The organism is Romboutsia timonensis (assembly GCF_900106845.1).
In the GTDB taxonomy this organism is placed as follows: domain Bacteria; phylum Bacillota; class Clostridia; order Peptostreptococcales; family Peptostreptococcaceae; genus Romboutsia; species Romboutsia timonensis.
On sequence record NZ_LT629850.1, the window covers coordinates 1,099,035 to 1,121,708 of the forward strand.

The following is a 22,674-nucleotide window of genomic DNA, read 5'->3' on the forward strand; positions in this document are numbered from 1 at the left end:
GATAAAGGGAAATTATATGTCTAACATCAAAAATTATTGAAATTAGTCGAAAAAAGTGTTATGCTAACAAAAGTAAATTAAAAAATAATGTAACTAAAAAGAGCTTATTTTATAAGCTCTTTTTAAATGACCAAGAGAGGTAATAATATGATAAAAGTTGACAACTTATCTTACTCATTTCCACAAAAAGACCTATATAACAATATTTCATTTACAATAGAAGACGGTCAACACTGTGCCTTTATAGGAGCAAGTGGTAGTGGAAAAAGTACATTAATAGATATAATAATGGATCCAGAAAGATACCTTTTTGATGGTACACTAGAAATGGACCAAAATTGTAAAATTGGATATGTAAGCCAGTTTTCACAATGTGATAAAAGTAAAGAAACAACTGTTTTTGAATATATAGCACAAGAATTTATAAGACTAGAAGAAGAAATAGCACACATCTGTTCACAAATGGAAAATTCTTCAGATATTGAAGCATTATTAGAAAAGTACCAAGAAGCATCAGATAAATTTGATGCAATAGATGGTCATGATTACGAAAGTAACATAAATAAAAAACTTAATCTTGCAAATTTAAGTAAACATAAAGATAAAAAGATATCTGAACTTAGTGGGGGAGAATTTAAACTTATTCAAGTTATTAAGGAAATGCTTAATAATCCAGNACTGTATATATTCCAGAAAAAATGTGTGCTGGATTAAAAGAAGTTCTAAAAGAAGAGGATTCTTTATATAGGGTATTTAGAGAAGAATATAATCATAAAATAGAAAAAGCAATACAAATAATAGAACCAATAACATTAAATAAAGATAGCTCAAAACTTTTAAACAGAGATATAAATTCACTTGCTTTAAAATTTGCTAGAAACGTATATACTAAAGACCAAAGCATATTAGAGTATACTATATCAATTTTTACAAGTGATAAACATCAATACCAAATTATGATGACTGAATAGGGGGATAATATGAAAGCAGTTGTAAATGGTAAAATTGTTTTAAAAAATGGTGTTTTAGAAAATAAAGTAATAGTATTTGATAAAAAGATAATAGATATATGTGATAAAGTACCAACTAATTGTGAGGTTATAGATGCAAAAGGAAACTATGTATGTCCAGGGCTTATAGATATACATATACATGGATGTAAGGGATTTGACGCCATGGATGAAGATGAAAATGCAGTAGAGATTATAAGTAAAGGAGTAGTAGAAACTGGAGTTACATCTTTCCTACCAACTACAATGACTATGTCACCTGAAAGAATTTATAAAGCATTTGATAATATAATAAAAGCTAAAAATAAAAGTATTAAAGGTGCAAAAGTGTTGGGTGCACATATGGAAGGACCTTTTATCAATGAAAAATATAAAGGCGCACAAAATCCTAAATATATATATAAACCAAGCTTTGACTTTATAAAAGATTACACAGACATTATAAAAGTAATATCATATTCCCCAGAAGAGGATAAAGATTTTGAATTCACAAAACAAGTAAAAAAAGAAACAGATATAGTTTTATCAATATGTCATAGCGATGCTAGTTATAGTACAGGAAAAGAAGCTAAAAATTTAGGAGTAACTAATATAACACATTTATTTAATGGTATGACTCCTCTAAATCATAGAAATCCAGGAGTTGTTGGATTAGGTTTAATGTCGGATATGTACTGTGAATTAATAGCAGATAAAATACATATAAACAAAGAATTATTCCAATTTGTAATTGATAGTAAAGGAAAAGATAAATTAGTATTAATTACAGACTCTATGAGAGCTGGGTGTATGCCTGACGGTGAGTATGATTTAGGTGGTCAAACTGTATATGTTAAAGATAACTATGCAAGGATAGCAAGTGGAAGTTTAGCAGGAAGTGTACTAACTTTAAATAAAGCAGTATATAATTTTAAAGAAAATACAAACTTAAATATATACGAAGCAATAAACTTAGCATCTTTAAACCCTGCAAAATCAATAAAGGTAGATGATAAAAAGGGAAGTTTAGAAATAGGTAAAGATGCAGATATAGCTATATTTAATGAGAATATGGATTGCTTAGCTACTATAGTAGAAGGCGATACAATATACAATAAGATAAATTAAATTGAGGTGGATTATATGAGAATAATAGTTTGTGAAAATTATGAAGAAGTAAGTAAAAAAGCTGCACAAATGATATTAAGTCAAGTAACTTTAAAGCCAAATTCAGTTTTAGGTCTTGCAACAGGCTCTACACCTATAGGAATGTATGAAAATTTAGTAAGTCTTAATAAAAAAGGGGATATTGATTTTTCAGAAGTAAGAACATTTAATTTAGATGAATATTATAAATTACCTAAAGAAAATGACCAAAGTTATCATTATTTTATGTATAAAAATTTATTTGACCATATAAATATAAATCCAGAAAATATACACATACCAAATGGTATGACAGATGATGTTGATGCTGAATGTGAAAGATATGATGAGTTAATTAAAGAAGCTGGTGGAGTAGATATACAAGTATTAGGAATAGGAAATAATGCACATATAGGGTTTAATGAGCCAACAATAAACTTTGAAAAGGGAACTCATTTAGTACAATTAGAAGACTCTACAATAGAAGCAAACTCAAGATTCTTTGATAATATAGAAGATGTTCCTAAAAAAGCAATAACAATGGGAGTAGGATCAATATTTAAAAGTAGAAAAATAATGTTAATTGCAACAGGAGAAAATAAGGCGGAAGCTATTTACAATACTGTATATGGAAAAGTAGTGCCCGAAGTACCAGCATCTATATTACAGTTTCATAGTGATATAGTTTTAATATTAGATAAAGAAGCTGCTAAGCTTTTAAAGGAAGAAGACTATAAAATAGCATAATTAGTTGAATGAAAATACCCCCCGTCGGATTTTACGACGTGGGGATTTTTGTGTTTAAATTATAAATTTGTAATAAATAGATCTATTATAATTATTTCTTATAGTAGCATCATCAAGTATAAATTTAATAAGTATGATATAATAAAAATATAATCACAAGATAAAAGGAGATGAATGTATGAATAGAGGACTACTTGATCCTAAAATAGATTTTGTATTTAAAAAAATATTTGGCTCAGAAAAACATCCTAGAGTATTAATATCTTTTTTAAATGCTATACTAAAACCTATAAATCCGATAAGTAATGTAGAAATTAGAAATTCAGACTTAGAAAAAGAATTTTTAGATGATAAATTTTCAAGACTTGATATAAAGGCTAGAACTAATAAAAATGAAATTATTAATATTGAAATACAGTTAAAAATTCCCTTCGGTCATCTCGTCAACGATATTCCTTCACTACCGTTTCAGGAACATCCGTTACTCAAGAATGAATACAATATGATAAAAAGAANATAAATATAAATCCAGAAAATATACACATACCAAATGGTATGACAGATGATGTTGATGCTGAATGTGAAAGATATGATGAGTTAATTAAAGAAGCTGGTGGAGTAGATATACAAGTATTAGGAATAGGAAATAATGCACATATAGGGTTTAATGAGCCAACAATAAACTTTGAAAAGGGAACTCATTTAGTACAATTAGAAGACTCTACAATAGAAGCAAACTCAAGATTCTTTGATAATATAGAAGATGTTCCTAAAAAAGCAATAACAATGGGAGTAGGATCAATATTTAAAAGTAGAAAAATAATGTTAATTGCAACAGGAGAAAATAAGGCGGAAGCTATTTACAATACTGTATATGGAAAAGTAGTGCCCGAAGTACCAGCATCTATATTACAGTTTCATAGTGATATAGTTTTAATATTAGATAAAGAAGCTGCTAAGCTTTTAAAGGAAGAAGACTATAAAATAGCATAATTAGTTGAATGAAAATACCCCCCGTCGGATTTTACGACGTGGGGATTTTTGTGTTTAAATTATAAATTTGTAATAAATAGATCTATTATAATTATTTCTTATAGTAGCATCATCAAGTATAAATTTAATAAGTATGATATAATAAAAATATAATCACAAGATAAAAGGAGATGAATGTATGAATAGAGGACTACTTGATCCTAAAATAGATTTTGTATTTAAAAAAATATTTGGCTCAGAAAAACATCCTAGAGTATTAATATCTTTTTTAAATGCTATACTAAAACCTATAAATCCGATAAGTAATGTAGAAATTAGAAATTCAGACTTAGAAAAAGAATTTTTAGATGATAAATTTTCAAGACTTGATATAAAGGCTAGAACTAATAAAAATGAAATTATTAATATTGAAATACAGTTAAAAATTCCCTTCGGTCATCTCGTCAACGATATTCCTTCACTACCGTTTCAGGAACATCCGTTACTCAAGAATGAATACAATATGATAAAAAGAAGTTTATATTATTGGAGTAAGATGTATGAAGAACAATTAAATGAAGGCGATGATTATTCTAAACTAGAAAGAACTATTTGTATTAATATATTAAACTTTAAATATTTAGATAATAATAGATTCCACAATGGATATAGATTAAAAGAAATTGAAACTAATGAAGANACGGTAGATAAAGGGAAATTATATGTCTAACATCAAAAATTATTGAAATTAGTCGAAAAAAGTGTTATGCTAACAAAAGTAAATTAAAAAATAATGTAACTAAAAAGAGCTTATTTTATAAGCTCTTTTTAAATGACCAAGAGAGGTAATAATATGATAAAAGTTGACAACTTATCTTACTCATTTCCACAAAAAGACCTATATAACAATATTTCATTTACAATAGAAGACGGTCAACACTGTGCCTTTATAGGAGCAAGTGGTAGTGGAAAAAGTACATTAATAGATATAATAATGGATCCAGAAAGATACCTTTTTGATGGTACACTAGAAATGGACCAAAATTGTAAAATTGGATATGTAAGCCAGTTTTCACAATGTGATAAAAGTAAAGAAACAACTGTTTTTGAATATATAGCACAAGAATTTATAAGACTAGAAGAAGAAATAGCACACATCTGTTCACAAATGGAAAATTCTTCAGATATTGAAGCATTATTAGAAAAGTACCAAGAAGCATCAGATAAATTTGATGCAATAGATGGTCATGATTACGAAAGTAACATAAATAAAAAACTTAATCTTGCAAATTTAAGTAAACATAAAGATAAAAAGATATCTGAACTTAGTGGGGGAGAATTTAAACTTATTCAAGTTATTAAGGAAATGCTTAATAATCCAGACTTAATGATTATGGATGAGCCAGATGTATTTTTAGATTTTGAAAATCTTAATGCTCTTAAAAACTTAATTAATTCTCATAAGAAAACAATATTAGTTATTACACATAATAGATATCTACTTAACCATTGCTTTAATAAGATTATTCATCTTGAAAACACTGAACTTCAAGAGTTTGATGGAAGATTTGTTGATTACAACTTCTCATTACTTCAAACTAAAATTGAAACACAGGAAATATTCATTGCTGAAGAAGAAGAAATTGCAAGAAATGAAGAGTTAATTAATATATTAAGAGAAAAAGCAACTTATAATTCAGAAGCCTCTAGGGGAAGGGCTTTAAAAGCTAGAGTTAAAATACAAGAAAGATTACAAGAGCGTAGAATAAAAGCTCCATTTGTATATATCAAAGAGCCCTATATAAATTTAACTACTGATAATGAAATTGAAGAAGAAATTACAGCTTTAAAAGTTAATAATTTTGGAGTAACTTTTGATGAAGTGCTTTTAGAAGATGTTAATTTTGAAATTAAGTCTAATGATAAAGTGGCTATAATCGGTACAAATGGTGTTGGTAAAACTACTTTAATGAAAGAAATATTTAAAAACAACAACGAGTGTATTGAAATAAATGATAATATTGAACTATGTTATTTATCTCAAATGCAAGGAAATGGATTAAATGAGTCTAGTACAATTCTTGAAGAGTTTTATGAGGCAGGATTTAAAAACTATGGTGAGGTTAGAAGATATGTTTCACGCTATGGTTTTAATGAAGATGTTTTAAAACAAAAGATAAGCTCTTTATCTGGAGGGGAAAGAAATATTCTTCAATTAGCTAAGGTTTCATCAAGTTGTGCTAATATGTTACTTCTTGATGAACCTACAAGCCATTTAGATACTTATTCTCAAATGGCACTTGAGAAGGCTATACAAAACTATAATGGTGCTATATTAATGATTTCTCATGATTATCAATTTATAGTTAATAGTATGGACTATGTTTTAATGATTGAAGATAAGACTATTAGAAAAGTTAGCATGAAAAAGTTTAAAAGGATGATTTATGCTAATTACTTTGATAAGGATTATTTAGAAATTGAACAAAAGAAAAAATTAGTTGAAACGAAGATAGAAAGAGCTTTAATGGATACTAATTTTGAACTTGCAAAAACTTTATCTAAAGAATTAGAAGAATTAATTAAGTTACTTTAATATATAATAACCCTATATTTACTAATATAGGGCTATTATATATTAAACGAATATAATTTCTATGGTTTTAATATAACTTTTATACAATCTTCAAGTTTTTTATCAAATATTTCGTAAGCATGTTTTCCTTCATCAAGTTTTAATTTATGAGTAATTATATCAGTTGCATCAAATTCTCCTTGTTTAATAAGTTTAAGTATAGGGTCTACATATCTTTGAGCTGGGCATTGACCCATTTTTAAGGTAATATTTCTTGCGAAAAAATCTCCTAAAGGGAACATATTATATCTTGCACCATAAACTCCTACCAATACAACTGTTCCACATTTTCTTACGGCTTGTGTAGCTATTTCAATTGCAGATTTTGAACCACCTTGAAGTTTTAATAGTGTTTCTACTTTTTCAATCTTAGTCATCTTTCCATCCATTCCTACACAGTCTAAAACAACATCTGCACCACCATTAGTTATTTCTTTTAAATATTCACCTGTATTATCGTAATCTTCAAAGTTTACTGTTTCAACACCTTTATATGATGCTGCATGTTTTAATCTATACCCAACATTATCTACAGCTATAATTCTATTTGCACCTCTAAGTATACACCATTTAATTGCTGTGAGACCTATTGGTCCACATCCAAGAACAACTACAGTATCACCTCGTTTTACACCTCCTATATCTACACCCCAATAAGAAGTAGGTAAAACATCTGTTAAAAACAATACTTGTTCATCTTGTAATTCTTCTGGAACTATAGTAGGTCCTACATTTGCATAAGGAACTCTTAAATATTCGGCTTGTCCTCCAGCATAGCCACCAAATGTATTACTATATCCAAATATACCTCCAGCCTCACCATTTGGATTTGAATTATCACATTGGCTAAATTGACCATGTTCACAATAACAACAATGACCACATGCAACTGGAAAAGGAATTATTACTCTGTCATTTTTCTTGACTTTAACAACATCTTTCCCAACTTCTTCTACTATTCCCATTGTTTCATGACCTAATCTAAATCCTTTTGGCATATTTGGTATCATTCCATGTATTAAATGTAAATCAGATCCACATATAGCAGTAGATGTTACTTTTATAATTATATCATCACTTTTTTCAATTTTCGGATCTTCAACATTTTCTACATCTACATTTTTCTTTCCATTATAAACTATAGCTTTCATATTTTCCTCCATATGATTATTTGTATTATTATTCTTAGAATTATCTATATATATTCAATATATAAATAAATTTAATGCTTATCATAAATCAATATTAAAATGGGAAAATGTATAACAAATTTTTATATAGATAGTTTAAATAAACTTAAAAAATTATGTAATATTTATTTATATATACTTATATATAATATTAATCGATTGCTGTTTGATAGATAGAATTGTATGCTTAGATATCATCATTATGATGTAGATTCAAAAAATAATAAGATATAACAACTTTATATTTGTATAAATTCAAGTTTAAGAGGGTCAATACATTATAAATAACATTAGATAATATAATTGGTTATTTATAATATTGAAATATAATATATAGTTAGGAGGAGAAAATGGATAATAAAGAAACTAAGAGAATAACTTGGTTGACATTAGCATTTATGGCATTTTCCATTGTATGGGGATTTGGTAATGTAATAAATGGATTCTCTGAATTTGGTGGATTACAAGCAATAGTATCATGGATAATTATATTTATAATATATTTTATTCCATATGCATTAATGGTTGGGGAACTGGGCTCTTCATTTAAGGAATTAGGTGGTGGAGTAAGTTCATGGATTTTGGAAACTATAGGCCCTAAAATGGCATATTATGCAGGGTGGACATATTGGGTAGTTCATCTTCCATACATATCACAAAAGCCACAGGGTGCTATAATAGCAGGAAGTTGGGCTATTTTTCAGTCTAATGCTATTAGTAATATTAATCCAGTTGCACTTCAAATATCTTGTCTAGTTGTATTCTTAATAGGTTTACTAATCGCTACTAAGGGTATGAATCCTTTAAAGAAAATTGCTACAATAGCAGGAACATCAATGTTTGTAATGTCTATACTATTCATAATACTTATGATTTCAGCACCAGCAATAACAGGAGGTAACTTTATAGATATAGATTGGTCTTTAAAAACATTCATGCCTACATTTGATCTTAAGTATTTTACAAGTATATCAATTCTTGTATTTGCAGTAGGTGGATGTGAAAAGATATCTCCTTATGTAAATAAAATGGATGAACCTTCAAAAGGGTTCCCAAAAGGTATGATTACATTGGCAATAATGGTAGCAGTTTGTGCTATACTTGGAACAATATCTTTAGGAATGATGTTTGATTCAAATAATATACCTCAAGATTTGTTAACTAATGGTGCATATTATGCATTCCAAAGACTTGGTGAATATTATAATGTGGGTAATTTATTTGTTATATTATATGCTATAACTAACTTTATTGGTCAAGTATCAACATTAATTATCTCAATAGATGCACCGCTTCGTATGTTACTTGAAAGTTGTGACAAAGAATATATGCCTAGAAGTATGTTTAAACAAAATAAGTATGGAGCGTATACAAATGGAAATAAGCTTATAGGAGTTATAGTATCTATATTAATTATAATACCAGCATTTGGTATAGGAAGTGTGGATGCTTTAGTTAAATGGTTGGTTAAATTAAATGCAGTCTGTATGCCTCTACGTTACTTATGGGTATTTGTGGCATATATTGCTCTTAAGAAAGCTGGAGATAAATTTAATGCAGAATATAAATTTACAAAGAATAAGACTATTGGTATATTGATAGGATTGTGGTGTTTTGTATTTACAGCATTTGCTTGTATTGGAGGAATATACTCAGAAGATCCATTCCAACTTACTCTTAATATAGTTACACCATTTGTATTGGTAGGATTAGGACTTATAATGCCTAAACTAGCACAAAGAGAAAGAAATAAAACATCAAAATATAGCAATTAATTGCTTCTTTAAAACTAATTGTAACTAATAAAAATAAACCCATAATACATGTGGGTTTATTTTTATATAATAGAACTATTAATATCATAGTACAACAAAATTTTAAGTATATATAATAATAAACTTTTACTTATAAGATTATTTAAAATGTAATATTTTATTATAATGGAGGTTGATTTTATGCTTATGCTGTATTTTTCAGGAACTGGAAATTCAAAATATATTGCAAATTTATTTAGTAAGAAAGTAAATGCTAAGTGTTATTCTATTGAAGAAAATATAGACTTTAAAAAAGAAATAAAAAGGCATAATACAATTGCGTTTTGTTATCCTATTTATGCATCTAATGTTCCTCGTATAATGAGGGAATTTGTTAGTAAATATGTAGAAGAACTTAAAGATAAGAAACTAATAATATTTTGTACTCAATTATTTTTTTCGGGTGATGGAGCTAGAGTTTTTACAGATCTTTTGCCAAAAGGATATGGAGAAGTTATTTATGCAGAACATTTTAATATGCCTAATAATATATGTAATATAAAAATATTTCCAATAAAAAATGGTGAAGAAACGAAGAAATATATAAAAGCAGCACAACGAAAGATGAACCGTATATGTAAGGATTTAGAAAAAGGAAAAGTAAAAAAGCGTGGATTTAACAAAGTTTCTAATTTAATTGGGAAAAGTCAAAGTAAATACTGGCCAAATATCGAAGAAGAAAAAAAGTCTTCCATTAAAGTTGATAGTGACTGCATTAAGTGTGGATTATGTGTAAAGCTATGTCCTATGAACAATCTTAATTTAGCTAATAATGGTATTGTACATAATAACAATTGTATTTTTTGTTATAGATGTGTTAATGCTTGTCCTAAAAAAGCAATTACAGTTTTGATTAATAAAAAACCAAAGGTACAATATAAGGGGATTGAATAGATTTGAGATATAATTAGAAGTTTATAATTGTTATATTATACCAAATAATGTTAAAATATTTTTGGTAAATAAAAGGGGGGATATATTATGAAAAAAATAGTTATATATTTAAGCATGATTTTAATGATATTTTCATTAGTTGGTTGTAATCAAAATAATAAATCTACTAATATTAAGCTTGATATTGGAGAATCCACTAAATTTAGTAAAGAAGAGATAGATAATGCTGTAGATTGCTTAAAAAGAAGTTTTGATTTTGAAGCATGTACCTTAACTAAAATATATTATAATGAGGAAATATCTAATACTGCTGTTGAGGATTATCTACAATTTGGAAATGGATCTGTAAATAAAGTCAAAGCTGAAAATGTTATAGTTTTATTATCTGATTTTGATGTAGACAATTCAGGTAATAATCCTGTTTTAAATCCAGGGGAAACTTATACTAATTATAATTGGATTTTAATTAAAGATGATAAAAATAGTGTTGGAAAGTTGACGACTGGGGATTTTAATAAATTAGATTTGCAACAATAAGATATAATCATAACCATTATTTATAATTAATTAAGAAAAGCTGTTATTTAGATTTAATATACCTAAATAACAGCCTTTTGTTTTGAACAAACTAGATTTTATAAGTTATAAATCTTACTATATTTATCAGTATAATACTTAATAATTGGCTTAGTATCAATACCACTATTACAACTATCCTTTATTATCTCAGTAGGAGACTTCATAAGACCATACTGATGAATATTTACTTTTAACCAATTATTAATATCTACCAATCTATTATCTTCAATTAAACAATCTATAGGTCCAAGCTCTTTCTCTATTTGACTTAAAAACTGACCACTATAAATATTTCCTAAACTATAAGAAGGGAAATATCCAAATAAACCACTGTACCAATGACAGTCTTGAAGTACACCTGTAGTATCATCTTTAGGAATTATACCTAGATACTCTTTCATTTTATCATTCCAAGCAATAGATAAATCTTTAGCCTCTAAATTACCAGAGAATAAAGCCTTTTCTAGCTCAAAACGAATTATAACATGTAAATTATATGTTAGTTCATCTGAATCAATTCTAATTAGTGATGGTGTTACACTATTAATACCCTTATAAAATTTATCAAGAGAAATATTAGAGTAAGAAGGTAAAATATCACAAATTTTATCATAATGTTTTTTCCAGAATGATAAATTTCTACCTATAATATTTTCATAAAATCTAGACTGACTTTCATGAATACCCATAGAAGTTCCAGTATTAAGTCTAGTTCCTACTAATTTAGGATTTATATTTTGTTCATATAATGCATGACCACCTTCATGAAGAACACTAAATAGAGAACTTCTAATATCATTAATATCATAATTAGTTGTAATACGTACATCATAAGGACTATTTATACCAGTAGTAAAAGGATGTTCACTTTCTGCTAAGCATCCAGATTTAAAGTCAAAATTAATAACATTTAAGAAATAATTAGAAAGTCTTTCTTGTAAGTGTATAGGATAGTGTCCGTTAAATATATGTTGATTTACTTTATCTTTTTTAGATATAGCTTCTATTAATGGTATAGTACCTTCCTTTAATTCTTTAAAAATAGTATCTAATTGATTTTCAGTTATACCTTTTTCATAATCATCTAATAATGCATTATATGTATCTACATTTGGTTTAGAATAACTATACATTTCTTTTGTAAGTTCAATTATTTCTTTTAAGTAAGGAACCATAGTTTTAAAATCATTATCTGATTTAGCTTTTTGCCATGTTTGTTCAGATTGAGATACAACCTGTATATACTTAGAGTATAAATTAGATGGTATATTTTTATTATCGTCATATTGTTTTTTACACTCACTTATCATCTTTTTAGAAATAGAATCTAGATTATTAAATGTTTCAGGATTAGTTAAATTATCTAATAAATCTTTCATTTTATCACTAACGCTAAGCTCAAATGATTTACTAGATAACATAGTTAAAACATCTGTATTACTATCACCACCATTATAGGGCATACATGTTTGCATATCCCATTGTAGTATATTTGAAGCTTGTTCATATTGATTTATTTTATTAAGATATTCTTTGAATTCTTTCAATTTGTCCATAATTTAATCACTCTCCTTTTTATTAATATAGAATATGATAAATATAATATTAATATGAATTGGTAAAACTTGTCTAACTTTTTAATATAATGTTGATTTATAAACTATTTAGAAAATTAAAAAAGTAGGGGAATCATATATCCTCCTACTTGCAAGTTATCGATTCTAATTTACAAATAATCCAGTAAATAAGTGTACAAAATACAGGAATTATCCCTAAATACATTATTATATTTATTTGTGTAAAGTTTATTGTATTTGAATATTCACCATACTCTATTATATAACGTAAAATCATGCCTACAGTTGTACATAATAATGATATTGAATATACATGTATACTTTTGTTACTACTTAACAAACTTGTAAACAAAGTGGCTAATATGCCATAGGATAGAATAATCATATATGCTTTTTCAAAATCAAATGACCATCTTTCATTTGATAGTGGAAACACAAAACATCCACAAAAAATTAAATAACCAATCAATACTAGCCATGATACTTTTTTATGTTTTTGAACAAATATTCTTATATTTTCCATATTAATTACCCCCTTGCAATATAATTAAATCTACGCATCCATTTCTTTAAATTACCATTTAAATTACTGATGTGTTAAATGTGATAAATACATTTTTACCTCTTTTACGATATTTTCTTGTTATATTAGTAATTCTTATACTTGATTTAATGGTAATGTCTGTATATCTGTTAATATAAACTTTATATCTGGCATATTATAACCTTTGAAATATGGATATATATATACATTATAACCTATATACATATTTGAAAATATCCATTTTCAACAATAATTTAAAATATAGCTAAAAATAAAAAAGTAATAATAAGAAATTTATTATATAAAAATTAATCTATTGTTTATTATTTTCTAATTCTTTATACTATTAAATATACAATGTATCTATTTAATAAGAGATGTATTAAAAGACGCATATAAGGAGGGGTATAACAGTTAGTGAAAATCTATAAATATCTATAAAAACAGAGTACATTTTTATAGATTGTCTTATAATACTATTGAGGTGATAAATAAATGAAATATTACTCAATAGGAGAGTTTGCAAATAAAATAGGTAAAACGGTTCAAACACTTAGAAATTGGGATAATAAAGGAACTTTGAAACCACATCATACAACAGAGGGTGGTACAAGATATTACTCCCAAGAACAACTTAATCATTTTTTAGGTTTAAAACCGAAAGATAAACTAAATAAAAAACTATTGGATATTGTAGAATTAGATCTCATAAACAAAAAGATGATCTTGAAAGACAGATTGAAAATGTAAAAACATATATGTTCAGATATTGGAAGCGGAATAAACTACAATAAAAAAGGATTAAATCAATTGATAAATATGATTACTAATTCAGAAGTTGATAAAATAGTAGTCCTTTATAAAGATAGATTAATTAGATTTAGATATGAATTAATAGAAAATCTTTGTAATAAGTATGGAACTACTATTGAGATTATAGATAATACTGAGAAAATAGAAGACCAAGAATTAGTAGAAGATTTAATCCAAATAGTTACTGTATTTAGTTGTAGGCTTCAAGGAAAAAGAGCAAAGAAGGTTAAGACAATGATTAAGGAGTTGATAGAGGATGATACTTGCGAAGAAAGTTAGGTTGTATCCGAGTGAATTACAAGAACAAAAGTTGTGGCAATCGGTAGGCAGTGCAAGATTTATCTATAATTGGACACTTGCAAAGCAAGAAGAAAATTATAAAAATGGTGGTAAATTTATATCTGATGGTGTTCTTAGAAAAGAAATAACTCAACTAAAAAAGAATGAATTAAGTTGGTTAAATGAAGTATCTAATAATATTGCGAAACAAGCTGTAAAAGATGCCTGTGATGCATACAAAAGATTTTTTAAAGGATTATCAGATAAACCAAGATTTAAGACTAAGAAAAGAAGTAAAAAGTCTTTTTATAACGATAATGTAAAACTTAAAGTTAAAGATAACAAATTAGTAAATATCGAAAAAGTAGGTTGGATTAAAACTAATGAGCAACTACCTATTGGAGTCAAATATAGTAATCCAAGGATAAGCTATGATAATAAGTATTGGTATATTTCAGTAGGTATAGAGCAAGAGGAAAATCAAGAAGAATTAACAGATATATCATTAGGAATCGACTTAGGAGTAAAAGACTTAGCAATATGTTCTGATGGTACAGTTTATAAGAATATAAATAAAACTTATGTAGTCAGAAAAATCGAAAAGAGATTAAAAAGGCTACAAAAACAAGCAAGTAGAAAATATGAACAAAATAAACAAGGAAAGGAGTATGTCAAAACTAAAAATATTATAAAACTTGAAAAACAGATACAACAAATGCATAGAAGGTTAGCTAATATAAGAAATAATCACCTTCATCAAACTACAACAAGTATAGTGAAAGTCAAACCATACAGAGTAGTAATAGAAGATTTAGCAGTTTCTAATATGATGAAAAACAAACATTTATCTGATGCTATAAGGAAACAAGGATTCTATGAATTTAGAAGGCAACTTGAATATAAGTGTAATTTTAGAGGAATTGAATTAGTGGTAGCAGATAGATTTTATCCATCATCAAAGTCTTGTAGTCAATGTGGGGTTATAAAAAAGGACTTGAAACTTAAAGATAGACTTTACAAGTGTAGTTGTGGTCTTAATATTGACAGAGATTTAAATGCTAGTATTAATCTTTCTAAGTATAAATTGGCATAGTATCACCAACAAGATAATGCTGATATGTAGGATGCGTTGTATCCGAATTTACGCCCTCGGAGAGTTATATCAAACGAAAGTAGATTACCTTTTATAGTTTTCAAAATCGGATTCGAAGAACAGGGAATCAAACAAGATTTATAGAAATTTATAGATATTTATAGATTTTTGGCAACGGTTGAGTATGGCATATATAGAAGTTATAGATACATATAAAAGATACAAAGTGGGAGAAAATACTGTCGTAGCAAATAACGGAATCAACTTTTCTATTGAAAAAGGTGAATTTGTTGTAATTTTAGGACCAAGTGGTGCAGGAAAATCAACTGTACTAAACATTCTTGGTGGTATGGATACTTGTGATGAAGGTAAGATAATAATTGATAAAACCGATATATCAAAGTTTAATAATAAGCAACTTACCAAATATAGAAGACACGATGTAGGTTTTGTATTCCAATTTTATAATCTAGTACAAAATCTAACAGCAAAAGAAAATGTAGAGTTAGCTACACAAATTTCAAAAAATTCCTTAGATGTAGATAAGACACTAGAGTTAGTTGGTCTTGAAGATAGAAAGGACAACTTTCCTTCTCAATTATCAGGAGGGGAGCAACAAAGGGTATCTATAGCAAGAGCTATTGCAAAAAATCCTAAGTTATTACTTTGTGATGAACCAACAGGTGCACTTGATTATAATACAGGTAAACAAGTTTTAAAAACATTACAGGATACTTGTAGAAATACAGGAACAACAGTTATAGTTATTACTCATAACTCTGCAATTGCTCAAATGGCAGATAGAGTTATAAAAATTAATGATGCAAAAGTTAGAAGTATTGAAGTAAATAAAAATCCACTTTCAATAGAACATATTGAGTGGTAGAGGTGTAGTATTATGAGATATAGAGCATATAAAAAATCTATTACAAGAGAAATATTATCCTCAAAGGCGAGATTTGCTTCAATATTAGTTATTATTCTTTTAGGAGTAGCTTTTTTCTCTGGAATAAAATCATCAGGACCTGATATGAATAAAGCTATAAATGAGCTTTATAAAAATCAAAATCTTATGGATAGTAAAATAGTATCAACTTTAGGTTTAACTGATAAAGATTTAGAATTACTTAAAAATAATGATAAGATATTAGATTTTTATTCATCACACACTATAGATGCAAACCTTGAAAATATAAATAGTGTAGTAAGATTTATGGAATATGATAAAAACAATAATATAAATAAGTTCATTGTAGTTGATGGTAGATTACCACAAAATAGTGGAGAGATAGCACTAGATGAACAAGCATTAAAGGTAAACAAGAATTTAAAAATTGGAGATACCTACACAATACAATCTGATGAAGATACAATGAAATCTTTTAATAAGAAAACATTTAAAATTGTTGGTATTGTAAAAAGTCCAATGTATATGGAAAAAGAATCAAGAGGAACTACTACAGTAGGTAAAGGTAGCATTGATTATTTTGCAGTAGTAAATAAAGACGACATATCTATGGATGCTTATACAGAAATATATGTTAGATTTAAAAATGTTCAAAATCTTGACGCTTATAGTGATGAATATAAAGACATAATGGAAGAAAATAATAAGTATCTTGAAAACTTATATTCAGATAGAAAAATAGATAGAGTAGAGGAAATAAAAGCTACTGCACAAGAAGAGTTAGATAAAGCTTATGCTGAAATAGAAGAAAATGAAAATAAGCTTTTATCTGCACAAAAAGAAATAGAATCTGGAAAAGAAAAGTTACAAGAAGGAAAAAAACAATATGAACAAGGGTTAAAGTCCTATGAAGATGAAATTAAAGCTGGAGAATTAAGTATTTCAAATGGAAAAAAAGAGCTAGTAAAAGCACAAGAAGAACTTGATAAACAAAAGAAAACTTTAAATGCTGGGAAAGAAAAGTTAAATGAGTCAAAAATTTTACTTGATAATACTAAACAATCACTTCTAGCTCAAGGTATAGATCCAGATCAAAGTATAGAAAATATTGAAGATAGTACTTCAACTATAATACATTTAGTAACTCAATATCAACAAGGTAAAAAACAGTATGAAGAACAATTAGCAGTTCTTAATTACGGAGAAGCTAAGTTACAAGAAGGTCAAAAACAATTAGAAAATGCGAAGGCAGAACTTGAAAAAGGCGAAAAAGACCTTGAAAATGGTAAAATAAAAGGAAAGTCAGATTTAGCTAAAGCTAAAGAACAACTAGAAGTTTCACAACAAACATTAACTAATGGTGAAGCAGAAATTAAAGAAAATACTCAAAAGTTATTAGATGCTAAAGAAGAAATAAAAAAAGAACAAGATAAGATTGATAGTATAGAAGGCAAGTATTACTTTTTTGATAGAACTGATAATATAGGATATTCTGGTTTAAAAGATTCTATTAACAGTCTAGATAGTATAGCTTCAGTATTTCCTGTATTTTTCTTTTTAATAGCAGTATTAATTTGTTTAACAACTATGACTAGAATGGTAGAAGAAAATAGAGGGGAAATAGGAACTCTTAAAGCATTAGGATATAATGATTTAGAAATATCTAGAAAGTTTGTTGTATATGCATCTTTAGCAAGTATTATAGGTAGCGTTATAGGAATACTTATTGGATGTAATATACTACCACAAATAATAAATACATCTTATGGTAGCCTATATAATTTACCAAGTTTAGATATATACTATTATCCATCATATGTAATTCAGTCTATATTAATTTCAATACTATGTACAGTTGGAGCAGCATTATATGTACTAAGAGTTGAACTAAAAAGTACTCCATCCAATTTAATGAGAGCAAAAGCTCCTAAGATAGGGAAGAAAATATTACTAGAAAGAATTACTCCTTTATGGAAAAGATTAAACTTTAATCAAAAAGTTACTTTTAGAAATATCTTTAGATACAAGCAACGTATGATAATGACTGTATTTGGTATTGCAGGATGTATGGCAATGCTTGTTACAGGATATGGACTTCAAGATTCTAATAATGGTATGTTAGAAAAGCAATTTAATAAATTGTGGAAATATGATGCTATGGTAATATTTAATGATAGTTTTAATGATGAAGAAATAAAAGAGTACAATAATACTTTAAATAATCTAAAAGGTTATGAAAGTAAATTAGGTATACATCAAGAAACAGTAACTTTTAGCAAAGAAGATATGAACAAACAAAGTGTTACTATGTATGTACCAAAAGATATAGATAAAATTAATGATTTTATATTATTAAATGATAGAAAGTCAGAAAAAGAATATAAAATATCAGATAATGGTGTTATAATAACTGAAAAACTAGCAAAACTTTTAGATGCATCAGTTGGCGATACAATAACACTAAATGATGAAGAAAATAATCCGTATAAAGTTAAAGTTGATAATATATGTGAAAATTATTTTGCACATTATATTTACATGTCACCAGCATATTATGAAAAGACTTTTGGTAAAAGTGTAAATTATAATATGGAGCTTTTAAATTTTGATTCTAAAAAAATGAACAAGGATGAAATATCTAATAAAATTATGAATTGTTACAATGTAATAAATGTTACATTAATGTCTGATATTAAAAAATCAACTGAAGAATCTAGTGCAAATCTAGATATGATTATGTTAGTAATAATAATAGCATCTGGTTGTCTTGCTTTTGTAGTTTTATATAACTTAAACAATGTAAATGTATCAGAAAGAATAAGAGAGTTATCTACTATAAAAGTACTTGGTTTTTATGATAATGAAGTTACAATGTATATATTAAGAGAAAATATAATACTTACTTTCCTAGGTGTATTATGTGGAGCTTTATTAGGTAAATTATTGCATACATTTATACTTTATACATCGGAAACTGATAATATAATGATGTATCCAGAGATATCTATAAAAGGCTATTTATTTTCATCACTTATAACTATATTCTTCTCAATGATAGTTATGGTTATGATGCATATTAAATTAAAAAAGGTTGATATGATTGATGCATTAAAGTCAAATGAATAATTAAAATAAATTAAAACTCTAAATATAAGTAAAATATACACTTATACTTAGAGTTTTTTTCTGTATATTATAAGTAAAAAAATTGATTAATATATGCGATTAAACTCAGCAGCTTCTGCATCTTTTTTAGTATTGTGAACTGTACCTTGTGGATGTTGTGGTGGGGCATATATAACATACAATTTAAGAGGTTTATTACCAAGGTTAACTATATCGTGCCATTTGCCAGCAGGTATCATAATAGCATAACCATCAGAAACTCTTTTTTGAAAATCTAAATTATCTTGACTATCACCCATTTTAACAAGTGCATCACCTTCTTCAATACGTATGAATTGATCACCACTTGTATGAACTTCTAATCCAATATCATCTCCAACGCCAATTGACATTAATGTAACTTGTAAATTATTTCCTGTCCATAAAGCAGTACGGAAATTATTATTTACCTCAGAGGCATCCTCAATATCAATTACAAATGGATTAGGACCATAATCCTTTAATGTAGGAATTGGTCTATTAGATTTTTGGTTATATGCTGGCATATTAGGAAACATAGGAGGATACATCATTTGTGGAGCATACCAAAACATATATGGTAACATATTATACATTTGTGGATTAAACATAAATGGATATTGTCTAGGCATATTATACATATTTTTATATCTCCTTTTATAGACTTTAATAACATAATATTATAATTAAAAATACAAAGTGCTTATCTACCTTATATTTTTAGAATAAATAAGTATTTAAAAAGTAATTAAATCAGCTATATACATGTTTATAGATATTTAAAAATTAAAAGAAATTATTTATGATTAATAGATTTAATTGACACTAATATAGCCTTAAATATATAATCTATATTTAGGTATAAAAATTAAATAGACTAGAGGTGAACTATGACAAACGATATGACAAAGGGAAGTCCCTTAAAAATTTTCATATTATTTTCTATACCACTACTTATAGGAAATATATTTCAACAATTATATAGTATGGTAGATACTATAATAGTAGGTAGATTCGTAGGAGTTGATGCTCTAGCAGCAGTAGGTTCTACAGGATCAATGTTCTTTTTAGTAAATGGAATGATACTAGGATTAACAAGTGGATTCTCTGTATTAGTTTCTCAAAAATTTGGAGCAAAAGATGAAGATGGAATAAAAAAAGCAGTAGCTAGTAATATAAAGTTAACAGTAATTTCAACAATAATAATTACAGCAGTTGCATTATTAGTAAAAAATCCATTGCTTTCTATGATGAATACTCCAGATAATATTTTAAACGATGCAAACACATATATAACTATAATATTTGCAGGTATATTTACTCAAACAGCTTATAATATGGCAGCTGGGATATTAAGAGCCTTAGGAGATAGTAAAACGCCATTATATTTTTTAATAATATCATCAATACTTAACATAGTTTTAGATTTAGTATTTATTGTTAACTTTAAAATGGGAGTTGCAGGAGCAGCTTACGCCACAAATATAGCTCAAGGTTTTTCTGCATTATTATGTTTAGCATATAGTTATAAGAAATTTAAGGTTTTAAGACTTAAGAAAAAAGATTTTAACGTAGAAAAAGATTACTATAAAACACATTTAAAAATTGCTATACCAATGGGATTACAATTTTCAGTAACAGCAGTTGGTATAATTATAGTTCAAAGTGCTGTAAATGTATTTGGATCAGATGTTATAGCATCTTATACAGCATCATCTAAGGTTTTACAATTAGTTATGCAACCATTAGTTTCATTTGGAGTTACAATAGCAACTTATGCAGGGCAAAACTTAGGAGCGAAAAACTATGACCGTATTAAATATGGAATGAAAATAATGAATATTATTTCTATAGTAACTAGTATAATTGCAGGAGCTGTTTTAGTGTTATTTGGAAAGTATTTTGTAATGATGTTTATAGAAAATCCAAGTGATGAAATAATTAGATATACTCAAGAGGTATTAAACTACTCTGCATTATTTATGATATTCTTAGGTTTTATATTTGTATATAGAAACGTGCTACAAGGTATGGGAGAGTCTTTTGTACCTATGATGGCAGGTATTTATGAGTTAGTAGCTAGAAGTTTAGTTGTTTTTATACTACCAAAGTATATTGGATTTGCTGGTATATGTTTATCAGATCCAATTGCATGGATAGCAGCAGCTCTTCCTCTAATGTTTACTTATTATAATAAAATCAAAAAAATAATTCCTGAAAATAAAGAAGGTATTGCTACTTAGCAATGCCTCAGATTGTAGACAAAATAGCCATTTTTAACTTATATAAAATGGCTATTTTCTTTTTTATAAAGATTTTTAGTGATAATATACTAAAAATAGGCGTGAGCCTTAGATTATTGGATGTATCTTTCCACATCCAATTAGCTAATTTTTTTAGATTCATGCATGAGAAAATAAGACTCACCTCCATCTCAATTTTCGACAAGCCTCTTAATTTTGTATATCTCATACCATGTTTCTCTTTTGCATCTGCAAAAACTCGTTCAATTGTTTCTTTACGTTTACTGTAAACTTTTTTTACATATGGCTTATGTCTAAGATGATCAGCTTCTTCTAAATAATTTTGCCATATATGCCTTGTAACTAACTTTTGTTTATTTTTACTATTAGTGCAAATATTTAAGTGTTCACAAGATTTGCAATCACTTGGATTAGATTTATACTCTCTATACCCATCTCTATTGGTAGTTGAATATTTTAAAATTTTATTATTAGGACAAATATAACAGTCATAATACTCATCATATACATATTCATATTTCTTAAAAAATCCTTTTTTAGTCATAGGTCTTTTATATGGAATAGCAGGAATTATACCATCATCTAAAATAGTTTTACAAATATAAGGAGTTATATATCCAGCATCTATAGCTATCGCTGTTGTATGTTGTTTACTATTATTTTTTATCTTTTGATATAAATCGGAAAAAGCTACGCTATCATGTATGNCTCATTGAAGGTATGCCAAATAAATATTGAATTAAAACTATTTTTATTAAAACAACAGGATCTATACTTGGAGCTCCTAACGGAGAGTATAAATCTTTTACTTTATCATAAATAAAACTAAAATCTATTGCATTTTCTATTTTTCTTACTAAATGGTTTTCAGGAACCAATCCATCTAATATAACATTTATTTCATCATCTCTAAAATTTTCTTTTCTTATAGTTAACATATTTATCACCTCATAAAGAGTATTGACAAAAATAAAAGAGCGTAGACTTTGTCTACGCTCTGAGGTATTGCTACTTAGCAATGCCTTTTTTATATATGAAGATATTATAAAATATATATCTTGTGGATAGCTTGTAATCTAATACTTCT

At 27.0% G+C, this 22,674-nt stretch carries 19 protein-coding genes and 2 pseudogenes; 16 read left to right on the top strand and 5 right to left on the bottom strand.

Annotation, left to right across the window (positions count from 1 at the left end):
- Nucleotides 1-147 precede the first annotated feature (147 nt).
- The 8 genes from BN7997_RS07750 (at nucleotide 148) to BN7997_RS07785 (ending at nucleotide 6,450) form a co-directional block, all read left to right on the top strand.
- Entirely contained in the window at nucleotides 148-714 is a 567-nt protein-coding gene (locus BN7997_RS07750; protein WP_071120251.1) for an ATP-binding cassette domain-containing protein, read from the top strand.
- Nucleotides 699-971 (top strand): UTRA domain-containing protein, encoded by a 273-nt coding sequence (locus BN7997_RS07755; RefSeq protein WP_071120252.1) that lies wholly within the window; start codon nucleotides 699-701, stop codon nucleotides 969-971. Before BN7997_RS07750 ends, BN7997_RS07755 begins: the two co-directional genes overlap by 16 nt.
- Before the next feature lie 9 nt (nucleotides 972-980).
- Nucleotides 981-2,117: an N-acetylglucosamine-6-phosphate deacetylase gene (gene nagA / locus BN7997_RS07760; RefSeq protein ID WP_071120253.1), complete on the top strand. Its 1,137-nt coding sequence runs from the start codon at nucleotides 981-983 to the stop codon at nucleotides 2,115-2,117.
- Nucleotides 2,118-2,132: 15 nt separating this feature from the next.
- Nucleotides 2,133-2,882, top strand: coding sequence for a glucosamine-6-phosphate deaminase (gene nagB, locus BN7997_RS07765; protein ID WP_071120254.1), 750 nt, complete (start codon nucleotides 2,133-2,135; stop codon nucleotides 2,880-2,882).
- A 178-nt stretch (nucleotides 2,883-3,060) separates the two neighbouring features.
- Nucleotides 3,061-3,402 (top strand): Rpn family recombination-promoting nuclease/putative transposase, encoded by a 342-nt coding sequence (locus BN7997_RS07770; RefSeq protein WP_071120255.1) that lies wholly within the window; start codon nucleotides 3,061-3,063, stop codon nucleotides 3,400-3,402.
- Between the two features lie 35 nt (nucleotides 3,403-3,437).
- Entirely contained in the window at nucleotides 3,438-3,875 is a 438-nt protein-coding gene (locus BN7997_RS07775) for a glucosamine-6-phosphate deaminase (protein WP_083335043.1), read from the top strand.
- 178 nt (nucleotides 3,876-4,053) lie between these two features.
- Nucleotides 4,054-4,584: an Rpn family recombination-promoting nuclease/putative transposase gene (locus tag BN7997_RS07780; RefSeq protein WP_071120256.1), complete on the top strand. Its 531-nt coding sequence runs from the start codon at nucleotides 4,054-4,056 to the stop codon at nucleotides 4,582-4,584.
- Between the two features lie 123 nt (nucleotides 4,585-4,707).
- Nucleotides 4,708-6,450 (top strand): ABC-F family ATP-binding cassette domain-containing protein, encoded by a 1,743-nt coding sequence (locus tag BN7997_RS07785; RefSeq protein WP_071120257.1) that lies wholly within the window; start codon nucleotides 4,708-4,710, stop codon nucleotides 6,448-6,450.
- A 59-nt stretch (nucleotides 6,451-6,509) separates the two neighbouring features.
- Here the strand turns inward: BN7997_RS07785 and BN7997_RS07790 are convergent, their stop codons facing one another.
- On the bottom strand, nucleotides 6,510-7,640 hold the full coding sequence (locus BN7997_RS07790) for a zinc-dependent alcohol dehydrogenase (protein ID WP_071120258.1): 1,131 nt from the start codon (nucleotides 7,638-7,640) through the stop codon (nucleotides 6,510-6,512).
- Nucleotides 7,641-8,029: 389 nt separating this feature from the next.
- On the opposite strand from BN7997_RS07790, the gene BN7997_RS07795 reads away from it, so the two are divergent.
- From BN7997_RS07795 to BN7997_RS16000, 3 genes are all read left to right on the top strand, one after another.
- Complete coding sequence (locus tag BN7997_RS07795) at nucleotides 8,030-9,454, top strand: APC family permease (RefSeq protein ID WP_071120259.1); 1,425 nt, start codon at nucleotides 8,030-8,032, stop codon at nucleotides 9,452-9,454.
- Between the two features lie 180 nt (nucleotides 9,455-9,634).
- Nucleotides 9,635-10,387, top strand: coding sequence for an EFR1 family ferrodoxin (locus BN7997_RS07800; RefSeq protein WP_242873398.1), 753 nt, complete (start codon nucleotides 9,635-9,637; stop codon nucleotides 10,385-10,387).
- An 87-nt stretch (nucleotides 10,388-10,474) separates the two neighbouring features.
- Nucleotides 10,475-10,924 (top strand): DUF4829 domain-containing protein, encoded by a 450-nt coding sequence (locus BN7997_RS16000; RefSeq protein ID WP_242873399.1) that lies wholly within the window; start codon nucleotides 10,475-10,477, stop codon nucleotides 10,922-10,924.
- A 98-nt stretch (nucleotides 10,925-11,022) separates the two neighbouring features.
- Here BN7997_RS16000 and BN7997_RS07810 read toward each other — a convergent pair whose 3' ends face one another.
- Both BN7997_RS07810 and BN7997_RS07815 read right to left on the bottom strand, forming a co-directional pair.
- Complete coding sequence (locus BN7997_RS07810) at nucleotides 11,023-12,522, bottom strand: carboxypeptidase M32 (protein WP_071120261.1); 1,500 nt, start codon at nucleotides 12,520-12,522, stop codon at nucleotides 11,023-11,025.
- Between the two features lie 145 nt (nucleotides 12,523-12,667).
- The gene (locus tag BN7997_RS07815) at nucleotides 12,668-13,066 is read right to left on the bottom strand and encodes a hypothetical protein (RefSeq protein ID WP_071120262.1); all 399 of its coding nucleotides are present in this window, start codon (nucleotides 13,064-13,066) and stop codon (nucleotides 12,668-12,670) included.
- 516 nt (nucleotides 13,067-13,582) lie between these two features.
- Between BN7997_RS07815 and BN7997_RS15230 the strand changes: the two are divergent.
- The 4 genes and pseudogenes from BN7997_RS15230 to BN7997_RS07840 all read left to right on the top strand — a co-directional run bounded on the left by BN7997_RS15230 (nucleotide 13,583) and on the right by BN7997_RS07840 (nucleotide 19,305).
- A pseudogene (locus BN7997_RS15230) lies at nucleotides 13,583-14,179 on the top strand (IS607 family transposase).
- Nucleotides 14,157-15,272 (top strand): RNA-guided endonuclease InsQ/TnpB family protein, encoded by a 1,116-nt coding sequence (locus BN7997_RS07830; RefSeq protein WP_071120265.1) that lies wholly within the window; start codon nucleotides 14,157-14,159, stop codon nucleotides 15,270-15,272. The pseudogene BN7997_RS15230 and the gene BN7997_RS07830 overlap by 23 nt, the downstream one beginning before the upstream one ends.
- A 184-nt stretch (nucleotides 15,273-15,456) precedes the next feature.
- A complete protein-coding gene (locus BN7997_RS07835; protein ID WP_071120266.1) occupies nucleotides 15,457-16,158 on the top strand; it encodes an ABC transporter ATP-binding protein in 702 nt (233 codons plus the stop codon).
- 12 nt (nucleotides 16,159-16,170) lie between these two features.
- The gene (locus BN7997_RS07840; protein ID WP_071120267.1) at nucleotides 16,171-19,305 is read left to right on the top strand and encodes an ABC transporter permease; all 3,135 of its coding nucleotides are present in this window, start codon (nucleotides 16,171-16,173) and stop codon (nucleotides 19,303-19,305) included.
- A gap of 86 nt (nucleotides 19,306-19,391) precedes the next feature.
- Here BN7997_RS07840 and BN7997_RS07845 read toward each other — a convergent pair whose 3' ends face one another.
- Nucleotides 19,392-19,964, bottom strand: a complete 573-nt coding sequence (locus BN7997_RS07845) for a cupin domain-containing protein (protein ID WP_071120268.1) — start codon at nucleotides 19,962-19,964, stop codon at nucleotides 19,392-19,394.
- Between the two features lie 249 nt (nucleotides 19,965-20,213).
- On the opposite strand from BN7997_RS07845, the gene BN7997_RS07850 reads away from it, so the two are divergent.
- Nucleotides 20,214-21,566, top strand: a complete 1,353-nt coding sequence (locus BN7997_RS07850; protein ID WP_071120269.1) for an MATE family efflux transporter — start codon at nucleotides 20,214-20,216, stop codon at nucleotides 21,564-21,566.
- 7 nt (nucleotides 21,567-21,573) lie between these two features.
- On the opposite strand, the pseudogene BN7997_RS15235 reads toward BN7997_RS07850, so the two are convergent.
- Nucleotides 21,574-22,525: pseudogene (locus BN7997_RS15235) on the bottom strand (transposase).
- Nucleotides 22,526-22,674: the final 149 nt, after the last annotated feature.